The following is a 14,453-nucleotide window of genomic DNA, read 5'->3' on the forward strand; positions in this document are numbered from 1 at the left end:
GAGGCGGAACATGTCTGGCTATCTCAACTCGCTCGTGTTCGGAATCTATCCCTATGTGGCGCTCGCCGTCCTGGTCCTCGGCTCGATCATCCGCTACGATCGCGAGCCCTATACCTGGCGTTCCGGATCGAGCCAGCTCCTGCGCCGCAAGCAGCTCATCTGGGGCTCGGTGCTCTTCCATGTCGGCGTTCTCGTCATCTTCGCCGGCCATCTGGTCGGGCTCCTGACGCCGATCCGGGTGTTCGACGCGCTCGGCGTCAGCCATGGCGCCAAGCAGTTGCTCGCGATCATCGCCGGCGGCATCGCCGGCCTCATGGCGATCGCCGGCGCGACGCTCCTCGTCCACCGCCGCCTGTTCGACGCGCGCGTGCGCGCCGCCTCGAGCACCACGGATACGCTGATCATCATCCTGCTGTGGATCCAGCTCTTCCTCGGCCTCTCGACCATCCCCGCATCGCTTTCCCATCTCGACGGCCGCGAGATGGTGAAGTTCATGAACTGGGCGCAGGGCATCTTCACCTTCAACCCCGAGGCGGCCTCCTACGTCGCCGATACGGCGGCGGTGTTCAAGCTGCACCTGTTCCTCGGCCTCACCATCCTCCTCCTCTTCCCGTTCACGCGGCTCGTGCACATGCTGAGCGTGCCGGTGCGCTATATGTGGCGTCCGGGCTATCAGGTCGTGCGCCAGCGCCGCCGCCGCGCGGCCGGCAGCCGGATTGCGGCGGAGTAAGGCCATGGTCACGCTTTTCGACAAGACGCAGAACGCAAGCGCCGCCGGGAACGGCGGGCCGCAGGACAGCTATTCCGGCTACCGCGAACCGGATACGAAGGTGCCGCCGAAGGCGCGGCCCGTCCTCGACGCCGTCTCGGTCAACGGTGTCGCCATCGCCGAAAGCGACATCCTCGCCGAGGCGCAGAACCATCCGGCCGACAATCCCGGCGCGGCCCTTGCCGCCGCGGCAAGAGCGCTGGTGGTCCGTCAACTGCTCCTGCAAAGGGCCCGCGAACTCGACCTCCTCGCCGCGCCGCAGGCCGACGGGGACGGGCGCCTGGAAACCGCAGAGGACGCCGCCATCCGCCTCGTGATCGAGCGCGAGGTCTCCGCCCCCTCGGCGAGCGAGGAGGAATGCCGCCGCTTCTACGACAACAATCGCGAGAAATTCCGCAGCGCGCCGATCTTCGAGGCAAGCCATATCCTGCTACCCGCCGACCCGGCCGACGAGGGCGCGCGCGCTTCCCGCCGCATCGAGGCGGAACGGCTCGCCGCCGTCATCGCCGGGCATCCGGGTGAGTTCGCGACCATGGCCCGCACCCATTCGGCCTGCCCGTCTGCCGCAAGCGGCGGCAATCTCGGGCAACTGACGCGCGGCAGCACGGTCACCGCGTTCGAGCGGGCCCTGCAGCGCATGAAGGAAGGCGAGATCACCCGGGCCCCGGTCGAAACCCGCTTCGGCTTCCACATCATCCGCCTCGACCGGCGGGTCGACGGCGAGCAATTGCCCTTCGATCTCGTCTGCCGGCGCATTGCCGGCTGGCTCGAAGCCTCCGCCTGGTCGAAGGCCGTGTCGCAGTTCATCGCCGTCCTTGCCACGGACGCCACGATCACCGGCATCGACGTGACGGGCGCCGACGGCCCGCTGCGACAGTGAGCGCGGGAACGGCACCGCCACCGGCCGTCATTAAGGCGGGCCGGACGGAAAGATTCACCATGCCTGAGCAGACAAAAGACGGATTTCAAAGAAGCGCCCCATGACCGACATCATATTTCCCCTGCAAGCCGCCCTTCTCGTCGGGAGGGACCGCGCAGTGGACGATATCCTCGACGCCGTTGCCCGAACGATGCGCAGCGAGGGCCGGAACGCCATCGGCTTCCTGCAGCGGCAAAACATGCAGGAAGGCGAGTGTTGCGGCCAGATCGAGCTGGAGGATATCGCCACCGGCACCCGCCACGTCATCTCGCAGGCGCTCGGCTCCGGCGCGCGCGGCTGCCGGCTCGACCCGCAGGCACTGGCCGGTATCGCCGGCCCGCTGCTGACCCGTGTCGAGGCCGGACCGGATCTCCTGATCCTCAACCGCTTCGGCAAGGGCGAAGCGGAAGGCGGCGGCTTTCGCGCCGTGATCGAGGCGGCGTGCATGCGCGGTATTCCGACGCTGACGGCGGTGCGGGAAGACTATGTCGAGGCCTGGCGCGCATTTTCCGGCGACCTCGGAGTCCTCATCGCCCCCGACCGCGGCGCGGCGATCGGCTGGGCGCGCCGGGCGATCTCCGGTTCTCCAGAAATCGATATCCTCGCGATCGAGGAAGGCGGCGACCAGATCATCCTTCGTGCCGAAATGGCGGTAGAGACTGGTCTTTGCGACACCCGATCTCTCCACGACGAGATCGACGCCGACGGGGTTTAAAAGCGCCGGCGGCGATTTTCGATGCCGGGAGCTTCCTGCAGGCCCTCACCTCCCGGTCGAACCCCCGGAATTCGAATCCAGATAGGCCGCCGCCGATCCCGGCTTTCCGTCTTATCGATCATTCCTGTGCGGCACCCGCAGCGCGTTGATAAGCGCGGCAAGCGCTGCGGGCTGATGGCGCCGGCTGGGATAGTACATGGAGAAGCCGGGAATGGGGGGTGTCCAGTCTTCCAGCACGCGCAGAAGGCGCCCCTTCGCAATATGTTCCGCGACCTGTTCTTCATAGGCGACCCCTATCCCGACCCCGGAAAGGGCCGCCTGGATCGCGAGGTGCGTTTCGTCGATGATCAGGGGACCGTCCGGGGCTATCGTTACCGACTTTCCTTCCTTCTCGAACTCCCAGCGGTATGGCCCTCCTGTATGCCTGAGGGTGATGCACCGATGGTCATGGAGATCCTTCGGCGTCTGCGGAACGGACCTTGAAGCAAAGTAGGCAGGCGATCCGACGACGGCCAACCGCAACTCGGGCGTGACGCGGACGGCGATCATATCCCTCTGGATATACTCGCCCAGCTGGATTCCTGCGTCGAACTCGCCAGCCACGAGGTCGGCGGGTCCCGTGCCGGTGACGACGTCCAGCACGACCTTCGGATAGGCCTCCGCGAATGCCGCGAGCCGCGGGAGCAGCACCATCGCCGCAGCCGAACGGGACATGAAAATCCGAAGCCGTCCCGCCGGTTCGTGGCGATCGCTTCGCGCCCGGTTGACGGCGAGATCGATTTGCTCGAGCGCAGGCGCCAGGTCCCGCAGGAGCGCCGCGCCGGCAGCCGTCGGCGCGACACTTTTCGTCGTCCGGGCAAGCAGCTGCAATCCGAGTCTCTGTTCAAGCCGCCGGATCGTATGGCTCAGCGCGGATTGCGACACACCCAGCTTCGCGGCGGCCCGCGTAAAACTTCGCTCCGCAGCTACCTTCGCGAACATGGCCAGTTCGTTCAATTCATTTGTCATCATTCATGACTATCAGTCATGAAGCTGATAAATGCAACGCGCCTACTATCATGATCAGCTATCCCATATGTTGAGCCAACGAGCGCGGGGCAATTCCGGCAAGTGCCGGTCCCGCTCGGGAAAATACCGATCGACAGGAGATGACATGCCGACCTTGCAGGAAGAAGACGTACGCGCTCTGCGCTCGCTGGCTCAGACATACTTTGACGCAGCTTATGAGATGGATGCAGAGAAATTTTCCTCCATCTTGCATCCGTCGAGTTCCGTGACGAAGATCGCCGAACATGGCGACGTGGTTGTAACACCGATCGCGACGTGGCTGGAGGCGGTGCGCGGCCTCACGGCTCCGAAGGCGCAGAATTTCGGGCGCGAGGACCAACTCCTCTCGATAGACGTTGAAGGCGATCTCGCGCTGATCAGGCTGAAGCTTCGCGTGCCGCCCCGGTCCTTCACGGATCTTCTCTCATGCCTGAAGGTCGATGGAGGCTGGAAGGTCGTCCAGAAGGTCATGACTTCGAATGCCTGAGCGCATTTGACAAGCCAGGGCCGGGCCGCTCCGCGGCCCGGCAGGTGTATCGGGAGCAGCGGGCGATGAAGCGGCGACCTGCCCGCGGCGTCTCGAAATGCAAGTATTACGGTATCCGATGATTTCGACATCGCACAGTTCCGACGTCCTTGAGTGCAGATCGGGAAATTTCCGCGTCTGGTCGCTCTGCGACGGCTATCTCGACATGCCGGCTGGGCTTTTGCGGGACCTGGAGAATAGTCCCGTACCAAGCGCTGCCGCAGCAGCAAGGTTTCGCCTGTCCGTCAACTGCTTTGCGCTGGAGGGGCCGGGGGTCGATGGCGTTCTGATCGACTGCGGAGGAGGAAGCTGGGCGCCCACACTGGGTCGACTGGCGCAATCCCTGAAGGCGACGGGGCTCAGTCCTTCGGCGATCAGGGTCCTGGCGCTTACGCATGCGCACCAGGACCACACCCACGGCCTGTTGACACCCGACGGACAAGCCGCTTTACCAAACCTGTCCGCGATCCTTCTTCCCGCGGAAGCGGTCGAAAGCTTCCGCTCCGAACGGCGGCTTGCACCGTTTCATCATCTTGTCAGGCCTTTGCAAAACGGGGAACGGCTGGCGAAGCACCTGAAAACGGTGGCGTTGCCGGGTCATGCGAATGGACATTGCGGCTACGCGCTAGACACGGAAGAAGATCTCTTCTTGTTTTTCGGGGACATCGTTCACGTACCCGCCTTGCAGTTCGCCAACCCGACGCTGAGCTGGGGCTATGACGAGAACCAGGCAACGGCCCGTGCGACCCGCTTCGGAGTTTTCGATGAGGCCGCCCGTAACGGCACGTGGATCGCCGGCGCGCACCTGGACCGGCCGGGGATCGGCCGCGTGATATCCAGGGGCGAAGGGTTTCACTTTGAACCGGCAGGCGGATGATTGTGCGCAACGCCGGCCGATCGTCCCGGGCCGGCCCCGACAAATCGGCGAGCTCGGCCAGCCCTTTCGAGGAGAATCCGGGTTTTACCCGGTTGCCGGCGCCGCGAGGCCTTGCCATCGGCACACATCCGGGAAAAACCGGGGACAGGCCCTGTAGCAAGACCGGCGGCCCGACCGCCGGACCCGGCCATGAGGTCAAAGGCTGCACGGCTTGCAGCACAGGGCCTGTCGGGTTGAGCTTACTTCTGTAGATCCGTCCAAATCCGCGTGTAAATCTTCATGACTTCCGGCGAGCAGGTTTCGATGGGGAAGCCGGCCTTTGCCAGTTCCGGCGGGATGTTGACTTCCGGCGCGGTCTTCATGTCTTCCGGCATGTACTTGTCGGAGCCGACGATGCCGTTGCCGTAGCGGGCATAGGCGGAGATCATCGCGGCGTTTTCCGGGTCCATGATGAAGTTCAGGAAGAGCCTGGCGTTGTCGACGTTCGCGGCATCGGCGAGAATGGCGGCATTGTCCATGAAGATGGGGAAGCCTTCCTGCGGGAAGCCGAATTCGAGCTGCGGGTTGATCAGGCGGCTGCGGAAGGAAGAGCCGTTCCAGTTCATACCGGCGGCAATATCGCCCTGGGCGAGCTGCTCGACCGTACCGTAGTCCATCGACACCCAGTTCGGCTTGGCAGCCACGAGCAGGTCGCGCACCTTCTTCAGGACCGTCATGTCGTTGGTGCAGGTCTCGCCGCCGACATAGTGGACCGCGAGCGCCATGAGGTCGTTCATTTCCGGAACGACGTTGATCTTGCCCTTCAGCTCGTCCGGCGGGTTGAACAGGATGGACGAGGTGTTGATATCACCCTTGTAGACCTTGCGGTTGACCGAGACCCCTACCGTGCCCCACTGCCACGGCACGGTGTAGTGGCGGCCGGGATCGAAGGTCGGGTTCGCCCACTTCGGATCGACGTTCTTGAAGTTTTCCATCTGGTCGGGGCGGGCTTCCAGCAGCAAGCCCTTTTCGATCCAGATCGGCACGTAGATGCCGGCCGGGACCACGATATCGAAACCATGGCCGCCGGCCTCCACCTTGGCGAGCGCGGTGTCGTTGCTGTCGTAGTCGGTGACGGTGACCTTGACGTTATACTTTTCCTCGAACTTCCTGATCATGTCCGGGGGCGTGTAGTTGCCCCAGTTGTAGATGTTGAGGTTGCCTTCCGCGAAGGCAGGCCCGGCCAACAGGCAGGCAGCGGCAATGGATGCGATGAGTTGTTTCATGGGTTTCCTCTTCCCTTGGTTTTCGAATGCTTGGTTTTTGTCCTAGTCGTCAGGCTCTAAAGCTGCGCCTTGGCGTGTTTTTCCCGGCTGACGAAGAAGAACGCGACCACCAGCACCACCGAGAACACCAGAAGTACGGTGGCGATGGCGTTGGTTTCCGGCGTCAGGTTGCGGCGCATCTGGCCCAGCATGTAGGTCGGCAGCGTATCCTGCCCGGCGCTCTTGACGAACTCGGTGATGACGACATCGTCGAGCGAGGTGACGAAGGCGAGCATGGCGCCTGCCAGCACTCCCGGCCACAACAACGGGAAGGTGACGCGGCGGAAGACCTGCCAGGCGGAGGCATAGAGATCGGCGGCGGCCTGCTCCAGCGTCTGGTCCATGCCCTGCAGGCGCGCCCGGACCGGCATGAACGCGAAAGGAATGCAGAAGGCCGAATGGGCGAGAATGAGGTAGCCGAGGCCGGAATAGCCGATGGTTGTCTTCACCCAGGCAAAGACGACCAGCAGCGAGACCGCGGTGACGATTTCCGGCACCATCAGCGGCTGGTTGATCAGCGCGAACATGGCGCTGCGGCCACGGAAGGACTTGCCGCGCCCCATCGCGAGGGCGGCGAGAACCGCGACCAGCGTCGACACGACGGTCGCGACCGCGGCGATGACCACCGAGCGGATCGTCGCGGCCTGCACGACTTCGTTGTGCCAGGCGGTCACGTACCAGACGAGCGAAAAGCCTTCCCACCGCGTCAGCGCGAGGCCTCCGTTGAAGGAGAAGATCGCCATCAGCACAATCGGCAGATAGAGCATGACGAAGCAGAAGGCGGCGATGGCGGTGAAGCCGGCCTGCCGGCGCGTGTCGAAGGTCTTGCGCTTGGCCATCTCAGTCTCCTTCGTTCGCGGAGGCGCGGACATAGACGATAAGGGCGACGGTCACCATGACGAGCAGGGTCAGCGAAAGGGCCGCCCCGAGCGGCCAGTTGCGGGCCTGGCCGAATTGCAGCTCGATCAGGTTGCCGAGCATCAGCTGCGTGCCGCCGCCGAGGATTCTCGGGATGACGTAGGCGCCGAGCGAGGGCACGAAGACGAGGATGGAGCCGGCGACGACGCCGGGCTTGACCGCCGGGACAATGACCCGCCGCAGCACCCGGAACGGCGTGGCATAGAGATCGTAGGCCGCATCGATCAGCGAAAAGTTCAAGCGCTCCATCGAGGCGTAGAGCGGCAGCACCATCAGCGGCAGATAGACATAGACCATGCCGAGCAGGATGGCGAAATCGGTGAACATCATCTGGATCGGATGGTCGATGATGCCGAGCCATTCGAGGAGCCCGTTGGCGAGGCCTTCGTTGCGGATGAGACCCATGATCGCGAAGGTCCGGATCAGGAGGTTGGTCCAGAAGGGGATGGTGATCAGAAGCATCCAGCCGTCGCGCTGCGTGACGGGGCGCGTGGCGATGAAATAAGCCGTGGGAAAGCCGAGGATCAGGCAGAACAGCGTCGTCAGGAACGAAAGTTTCACCGACCGCCAGAGGATCGAAATATGGGCGTTTGCAAGGCTCAGCGTGCCATCGAACGGATCGCTCGTGGTGAAGACGCCGAGCCAGCCATCCCAGGAGAAATGCCAGACAACGCCGCCGTAGTCGCCGGCGGTGAGGAAGGAATAGATGACGACGACGATCAGCGGACCGACGGCGGCCGCAAGCAGGATGACGATCGACGGCAGCAGCAGCAGCCAACGATTGCGGGTTTCGCGCCGGTTGGCGATCACGAGATCGGTGTTGGGTTGCGTGACGGCCATGGCATCAGCCCTCAAGAACCTGAACGGCCTGCGGCTCGAAACCGATGCCGAGGCGCTGGCCCTTCTCGAAGGTCACCGGACGGGCCGGGTTGTTCTGGCGGCGGACGACGAAGCGGGCACCGTCGGCAAGCATCAGGTGGTAGTGGGTATCCGTGCCGCAATAGACGACGTTTTCCAGCACTCCCGAAAGCGGCGCCTTCTCCGGCACCTGTTCGAGCACCGTCTGTTCGGGGCGGATGACCAGCGTAACGGGGCGGGCGGCGACGGCCGCATCCTCCTGCAGGCCGGCGCGGATGCGGGCGCCACCCGGCAGCTCCACGGTGCCGTCGGCCGAAAGGTTCGCCTGCACGAAATTGGTATCGCCGATAAAGTCGGCCACGAAGCGCTCGCGGGGGTGATCGTAGATTTCGCGCGGGGTTCCGATCTGGCGGATCGTTCCGGCGCTCATGACCGCGATGCGGTCGCTCATGGTCAGGGCTTCTTCCTGATCGTGGGTAACGAAGATGAAGGTGATGCCGGTTTCGGATTGCAGGCGCTTCAGCTCGATCTGCATTTCCTTGCGCAGCTTCAGGTCGAGCGCGGAGAGCGATTCATCGAGCAACAGCACCTTGGGTTTGGGCGCAAGCGCGCGGGCAAGCGCCACGCGCTGCTGCTGGCCGCCGGAAAGCTCCGACGGACGGCGGCTTGCCATCGCCGTCATCTTCACCAGTGCCAGCATCTCCTCGACGGTGGCGGCGATCTCGGCACGCGGGCGACCGAGCATTTCGAGGCCGAAACCGACATTCTCGGCAACCGTCATATGCGGGAAGAGGGCGTAGTTCTGGAAGACGGTATTGACCGGGCGTTTGAACGGCGGCAGCGACAGGATGTTCTGGCCGGCAAGACGGATCGCACCGCCGCTGGGGTGAATGAAACCGGCGATCGAGCGCAACAGCGTCGTTTTTCCGCAGCCGGAGGGGCCGAGCAGAGTGAAGAACTCGCTTTCGTTGATCGTCACGCTGACGTCGTTGAGAGCGATGAAGGCGCCGGGTCCCTCGCCGAACCGGACATGAATGCGGTCTACTTCGATCACTGGCTTACTTCCTGTTCTTGGCGGCCGCCTCGGCGACGCGTGGCAGGGCGCAGAGCATCTCGTAGAGGAAATTCGCTGCGATCACCGCGGTGTTGCCGGCGGGGTCATAGGGCGGCGACACTTCGACGAGATCACAGCCGACGAGGTTCAGCCCGGCGCAGCCGCGGATGATCTCCAGTCCCTGATGGGTCGTCAGGCCCCCGACCTCGACGGTGCCGGTACCGGGCGCAAAGGCGGGGTCGAGGCTGTCGATGTCATAGGTCAGATAGACCGGCGCATCGCCGATCCTGCTGCGGATATCGGCCATCAGCGGCGTCAGCGATTTCCACCAGCATTCCTCGGCCTGGATGCAGGTCCAGCCCTGCTTGCGGCCCCAGTCGAAATCCTCAGGGCTGTAGCCGGTGCCGCGGATGCCGATCTGGAAGACCTTGTCGTTCTGCAGGCAGCCGTCTTCCCAGGCGCGGCGGAAGGGGCAGCCATGGGCGACGGCCTCGCCGAACATGTGCTCGTTCGTATCCGAGTGGGCGTCGACATGGATAAGGGCGACCGGGCCATGGCGCTCTTTAACCGCGCGCAGGATCGGCCATGTCAGGGTGTGGTCACCGCCAAGCGTCAACGGAATGGCGCCATGGGCGAGCACGCCGCGATAATATTCGGTGATGATGGCGACCGACTTCTTGAGATCGAAGGTGTTGATCGGGACATCGCCGATGTCGGCGACCTGCAGCACGTCGAAGGGAGCAGCCCCCGTCGCCATGTTGTAAGGCCGGATCATGCGGCTTTCGTCGCGGATCTGGCGTGGCCCAAGCCGGGTACCCGACCGGTTCGACGTGCCGATATCCATGGGGATACCGATGAAACAGGCATCCAGATTTGCGGCCGACGAAGCGCCGGGCAACCGCATCATCGTGGCGGGGCCCCCAAAGCGCGGCATCTCGTTGCCGCCTAAAGGCTGGTTGAAAGACATGCGACCTCCCCAAAATGGTATTCCACCAAGTGTGGGAGGAGCCGGGCACCGCTAACATTCCATTGTGCGGAAACTTGCGTTGACAAAACCCAATGTATCGGCGGGCAAGCCTTGCCCGCCCGCGGATGGAAGCCGTCTGGAGAGGCGCGGCAGGCGTCAGGTTCGGGCGACTGCGCCACCGCGCCCCGATGTGCGGGAGCGGTAGAGGCCGACGAGTGTCTCGCGGAAAATCTGGAAGGTCTTCGGGTGGGGGCCGCTACGATGGACGAGCTGCATCATGCAGTCGAAATTGTCCTCATGCGGCGGCAGTTTCCGGAGCCTGCCGGAGACGACATAGGCGTCGGCCGCGTGATCCGGCAGCAGGCCGATGTAGTCGCCGCTCAACACGAACAGCAGTTGCGCCTCGATCTGGTCGACGATGCGGTCGGCCTCGATAACCTGCTGGCTCTTCTTGCGCTCGCGGCTCCAGTAGCCGCGATGCACCCAGACGCATCGGTCCATGTCCTGCTGGGTGATGTCGCCATCCGGTGTCGAAAACAGCGGATGAGCCCTGCCACAATAGAGCGAATGGCTCTCCTCGTAGAGGTTGGCGTAGGACAGGCCTTTTATCTTGTTGTCGAAACTTCCGATGCCGGCATGGATATCGCCTTCGGCGAGCCGGCGCAGGATGCCGCCCTGCTTCTCCACCTCGATCTCGATGCGAATACCCGGCGCCTCGTCGTTCAGCCTGTGAACCGCCTCGGTCAGCTTGAGGGCGGGATCGGAGGCGACGCAATCGACGACGGCGATCTTCAGCTGGCCGACGAGGCTGCCCTTCAGCGCGGTCAGCGAGATCGAGTGCTGGTCGATCCGCCGCAGCAGGTCGACGGCGATTTCATGCACCTGCCGGCCCTTGTCGGTAAGCTGGAACCCGCGCCGGCCGCGTTGGCACAGGATGACGCCGAGCCGCGTTTCGAGCGCGGTGATGTGATTGGAAATGGTCGGCTGGCTGAGGCCAAGCTCGGCCTGGGCCGCCGAAAAACCACCGTTGCGGACCACGGAATCGAACACGGAGAGAAGATGCAGATCGGCGCCTGAGATTTTCATGCATTCATTGAAAGCGGCAAATCCAACGCGATGTAAAGCGTGATTTTTAGGACCGAGGCGGCCCCCTATCATCCTGTCGACCGGCGAGCATGTCGCCACACTCTTCAGACAGGAGAACTACAATGAGCGCAGTCATCCGCCTTTCCCGCGAGGGCCTCGGCAACGGGCCGATGGAAGCCTGCTCGGTCGTTCCGCCGGAGGCCGTGCTGAGCGGCTCGCCGAGCGAAACCGGCGCGATGCACTATGAGGCGGGCAAGGGCAAGTTCCTCGTCGGCACCTGGGAATGCACGCCTTACGCCGAAACGCTCGCCTATCCCGAATCCAGCGAATTCTGCGTGGTGATCTCGGGCCGCGTGGCGCTGACGAACCCAAACGGCAGCATCGAGGAATTCGGCGCCGGCGATTGCTACATCGTGCCGAAAGGCTTCGAGGGCCGCTTCGAGGTGCTGGAGACCCTGCGCAAGATCTACGTGCTTTTCAACGACTGATCCCGGTTTCGAGGAGCGGCCGCAACGGCCGCCCTCGCCTCCCAATATGATGTGAGACTGTCATGCTTGCCGATCGCGCCCTGGCGAACGTCACCTTCTATCCCTTCTGGCTCGACCGGCCGGATGCTCCCGCTCCGCAAGCCCCGCTCGTCGGCCGCACGGAAGCCGATCTCCTGATCGTCGGCGGCGGGTTCACCGGGCTCTGGGCGGCGATCCTGGCCAAGGAGGCGGAGCCGTCGAAGGACGTGGTGCTGATCGAGGCGGAGAATATCGCCTGCGGCGCATCCGGGCGCCCCGGCGCCATCGTCTCGACGTCCGTCATGCACGGCCTGCACAACGCCGTCAGGGTGTTTCCCGAGGATATCGCCATGCTCGAGGCGCTGGGCCAGGCGAATATCGCCGGCTTCCTCGACACGCTGGACCGGCATGCGATCGATTGCGATGCGGAGTGGAACGGCGAGCTTACGGTCGCCGTCGGCAAGGAGAACCTGCCGACGCTGAACGAGGAATACGAACTGCACGCGCGCCATGGCCATGACGTGGTGCTGATGAATGCCGAGGAGACTCGCGGGCAACTGGCCTCGCCTCTGTTCGAGGGCAGCCTCTGGGCGAAGAAGAACAGCGGCACCCTGCATCCGGCACGGTTGGCCTGGGGGCTGAAACGGGCCGCGCTGTCGCTCGGCGTGCGCATTCACGAACACACGCCGCTGCGCGATATCAGCGATGAAGGCAGCACCGTCGTCGCCGCGACCCGTGACGGCAAGGTCAGGGCGCGCAAGGTGCTGCTTGCGACCAACGCCTTTGCCGCCGGGCACGATCACATCAAGAGGCGCGTGGCGATGGTGCGCGACCGTATCCTGATGACGGAGCCGCTCACGCCCGAGCAGATGGACCGCATCGGCTGGCGCAACCGGCAGGGCGTCTACGACACCCGCACCCAGCTCAACTACATGCGGCTGACGAAGGACAACCGCATCCTGTTCGGCGGACGGCTCGGCTATTTCTACGGCGGGCCGCGCGACCCGCGCCTCGACCGCACGCCGGCACCCTACAAGCGGCTGGCGGAAGCCTTCTTCCGCACCTTTCCGCAACTCGACGATATCGGTTTCACCCATGCCTGGAGCGGGCCGATCGCGCTGACGACACGCATGGCGGTGCATTTCCAGACCTATCACCGCGGCAAGGTGGTCTATGCCGGCGGCTATTCCGGCTTCGGGGTTTCCGCCAGCCGCTTCGGAGCCGATATCGGGCTTGCCAAACTGAACGGAGCCACGCGCCCCGAACTCGAATGCGATTTTGCCCGCACCATGCCGGGCATCATCCCGCCCGAACCGTTCCGCTATATCGGCGCCCGGACGACGATGTATGCGCTCGACACCGCAGACAGCAAAGGCGGCTGGCGCAACCTGTGGCTCAAATTCGTGGGCAAGCTCGGCTTCCCTCTCTCCTGACGCAGTGAGCAAGACCATGACGAACTACGATCGCGACCACACCACGTTCATCGACGGCGTCTGGGAGACCGGGCTGGGCGGCACGGTCCTGGAGGTCGCCGACCCCTCGACCGGCGCTGTTTTTGCCAGGGCGAGAACGACGAGCGAGCGGCAGGTCGAGTGTGCGGCAGCCGCCGCGGCAAGGGCATTCGGTCCCTGGGCGCGGCTCTCCGCCGGGGACCGCGCCGGTTATCTGCGTGGCTTTGCCCGCGGGTTGGAAAGCCGGGCAGCGGAGCTTGAAGCGCTTCAGATGGTCAACAGCGGCAAGCCCCGGATCGAAGCCTCGATCGATCTCGGCGATGCGATCGCGACCTTCGATTATTACGCCGACCTCATCGAGGAGCGCGCCCGCAGCCCGCATGCCGAAACGAGCCTTGGCGGCGGCAGCCACAGGGGCCGCGTGCGCCATGAGCCGATCGGGCCGGTGGGGCTGATCGTTCCATGGAATTTTCCGCTGGTCACCAGCGCCTGGAAGATTGCGCCCGCGCTCGCGGCCGGCTGCACGGCTGTCCTGAAGCCCTCCGAGGCGACGCCGCTGGCCGAATTGTGCTACGGCGACATCGCCCGCGAGATCGGGCTGCCGGCCGGTGTGCTGAACATCGTGACCGGCGCTGCTCCTGTCGGCAAGGCGCTGACGGAGGCCAGGGCCCTGCGGAAAATCTCCTTCACCGGCTCGAATGCGGCCGGGGCGAAGGTCATGGCGGCCGCCGCCACGCGCGGCCTTCCGGTTTCGCTCGAACTCGGCGGCAAGTCGGCGATCATCGTGACCGAAGACGCGGATCTCGATCTGGCGGTGGAATGCGTGGCGGCCGGCATCTTCTTCAATGCCGGGCAGGTCTGCTCGGCGACCTCGCGGCTTCTCGTGCATGAGGCGGTCGAGGCGAAGCTGCTGGAGGCGCTGGTGGAGCGGGTGCGCGGCATGGCGGTCGGCTCGCCCTTCGCCGGGCGATGCGACATGGGGCCGCTCACGACGCTGGCGCAGCTTGACAAGGTGAACCGCTATTTCGCAGCCGCTGACGCCGGGGGCTGCGATTGCCTGGCCGGCGGACACAGGCTCGACGGTCCCGGCTATTTCGCCGCCCCGACGATCTATCGCGACGTCGATGTCTCAAGCCCCATCTGGACCGAAGAAATCTTCGGGCCGGTGCTGGCGAGCCGCCGCTTCAGGAACGACGACGAGGCGATCGCACTGGCGAATGCCTCCGAATTCGGGCTGGCGGGCAGCATCGTCGCCGGCGATCCGGCGCGAGCAGACCGGCTGGCCGCACGGATGGAAGCCGGCCATATCTGGATCAACACGCCGCAGATCGTCTATCCGCAGAGCGCCTGGGGCGGCTTCAAGTCGAGCGGCATCGGCCGCGAGCTTGGCCCCTGGGGGCTCGCCAGCTATCAGGGCGTCAAGCACATCACGGCTGCCGCCTGAACTCCATCGAAC

14 protein-coding genes and 2 pseudogenes are annotated in these 14,453 nt (G+C 64.5%); 8 read left to right on the plus strand and 8 right to left on the minus strand.

From position 1 onward, the window contains the following. Positions 1-10 precede the first annotated feature (10 nt). The 3 genes and pseudogenes from narI to HNQ66_RS08840 all read left to right on the plus strand — a co-directional run. Positions 11-730 carry a respiratory nitrate reductase subunit gamma gene (narI, locus tag HNQ66_RS08830; protein ID WP_184143178.1) on the plus strand — a complete coding sequence of 240 codons (720 nt, stop codon included), beginning with the start codon at positions 11-13 and terminating at the stop codon, positions 728-730. Positions 731-734: 4 nt separating this feature from the next. Then, positions 735-1,649: a peptidylprolyl isomerase gene (locus HNQ66_RS08835; protein WP_184143180.1), complete on the plus strand. Its 915-nt coding sequence runs from the start codon at positions 735-737 to the stop codon at positions 1,647-1,649. 100 nt (positions 1,650-1,749) lie between these two features. Next, positions 1,750-2,250: pseudogene (locus HNQ66_RS08840) on the plus strand (DUF2478 domain-containing protein); the annotation flags it as partial. 9 nt (positions 2,251-2,259) lie between these two features. Here HNQ66_RS08840 and HNQ66_RS08845 read toward each other — a convergent pair. Both HNQ66_RS08845 and HNQ66_RS08850 read right to left on the minus strand, forming a co-directional pair. Beyond that, positions 2,260-2,394, minus strand: a pseudogene (locus HNQ66_RS08845) (helix-turn-helix domain-containing protein); the annotation flags it as partial. A gap of 120 nt (positions 2,395-2,514) precedes the next feature. Continuing rightward, a complete protein-coding gene (locus HNQ66_RS08850; protein ID WP_184143182.1) occupies positions 2,515-3,414 on the minus strand; it encodes a LysR family transcriptional regulator in 900 nt (299 codons plus the stop codon). A 142-nt stretch (positions 3,415-3,556) separates the two neighbouring features. Here HNQ66_RS08850 and HNQ66_RS08855 point away from each other — a divergent pair, with 142 nt between their 5' ends. Next, the gene (locus HNQ66_RS08855; protein WP_184143184.1) at positions 3,557-3,937 is read left to right on the plus strand and encodes a nuclear transport factor 2 family protein; all 381 of its coding nucleotides are present in this window, start codon (positions 3,557-3,559) and stop codon (positions 3,935-3,937) included. Between the two features lie 118 nt (positions 3,938-4,055). Then, positions 4,056-4,853 (plus strand): MBL fold metallo-hydrolase, encoded by a 798-nt coding sequence (locus HNQ66_RS08860; protein ID WP_184143186.1) that lies wholly within the window; start codon positions 4,056-4,058, stop codon positions 4,851-4,853. Positions 4,854-5,092: 239 nt separating this feature from the next. Here HNQ66_RS08860 and HNQ66_RS08865 read toward each other — a convergent pair whose 3' ends face one another. The 6 genes from HNQ66_RS08865 to HNQ66_RS08890 form a co-directional block, all read right to left on the minus strand. Beyond that, a complete protein-coding gene (locus tag HNQ66_RS08865; protein ID WP_184143188.1) occupies positions 5,093-6,118 on the minus strand; it encodes an extracellular solute-binding protein in 1,026 nt (341 codons plus the stop codon). A gap of 56 nt (positions 6,119-6,174) precedes the next feature. Further along, the gene (locus tag HNQ66_RS08870) at positions 6,175-6,996 is read right to left on the minus strand and encodes an ABC transporter permease (protein WP_184143190.1); all 822 of its coding nucleotides are present in this window, start codon (positions 6,994-6,996) and stop codon (positions 6,175-6,177) included. Between the two features lies 1 nt (position 6,997). Further along, complete coding sequence (locus tag HNQ66_RS08875; RefSeq protein ID WP_184143192.1) at positions 6,998-7,915, minus strand: ABC transporter permease; 918 nt, start codon at positions 7,913-7,915, stop codon at positions 6,998-7,000. 4 nt (positions 7,916-7,919) lie between these two features. Further along, entirely contained in the window at positions 7,920-8,987 is a 1,068-nt protein-coding gene (locus HNQ66_RS08880) for a polyamine ABC transporter ATP-binding protein (protein ID WP_184143194.1), read from the minus strand. Between the two features lie 4 nt (positions 8,988-8,991). Next, the gene (gene speB / locus HNQ66_RS08885; protein ID WP_184143196.1) at positions 8,992-9,954 is read right to left on the minus strand and encodes an agmatinase; all 963 of its coding nucleotides are present in this window, start codon (positions 9,952-9,954) and stop codon (positions 8,992-8,994) included. Between the two features lie 156 nt (positions 9,955-10,110). Next, entirely contained in the window at positions 10,111-11,040 is a 930-nt protein-coding gene (locus HNQ66_RS08890; RefSeq protein ID WP_184143198.1) for a LysR family transcriptional regulator, read from the minus strand. A 122-nt stretch (positions 11,041-11,162) separates the two neighbouring features. On the opposite strand from HNQ66_RS08890, the gene HNQ66_RS08895 reads away from it, so the two are divergent. The 3 genes from HNQ66_RS08895 (at position 11,163) to HNQ66_RS08905 (ending at position 14,441) form a co-directional block, all read left to right on the plus strand. Continuing rightward, positions 11,163-11,528, plus strand: a complete 366-nt coding sequence (locus HNQ66_RS08895) for a cupin domain-containing protein (RefSeq protein WP_184143200.1) — start codon at positions 11,163-11,165, stop codon at positions 11,526-11,528. 62 nt (positions 11,529-11,590) lie between these two features. Next, entirely contained in the window at positions 11,591-12,979 is a 1,389-nt protein-coding gene (locus HNQ66_RS08900; RefSeq protein WP_184143202.1) for an NAD(P)/FAD-dependent oxidoreductase, read from the plus strand. 16 nt (positions 12,980-12,995) lie between these two features. Beyond that, positions 12,996-14,441 (plus strand): aldehyde dehydrogenase family protein, encoded by a 1,446-nt coding sequence (locus tag HNQ66_RS08905; RefSeq protein ID WP_184143204.1) that lies wholly within the window; start codon positions 12,996-12,998, stop codon positions 14,439-14,441. Positions 14,442-14,453 lie beyond the last annotated feature (12 nt).

Source organism: Shinella fusca, from assembly GCF_014203155.1.
GTDB classification, from domain to species: domain Bacteria; phylum Pseudomonadota; class Alphaproteobacteria; order Rhizobiales; family Rhizobiaceae; genus Shinella; species Shinella fusca.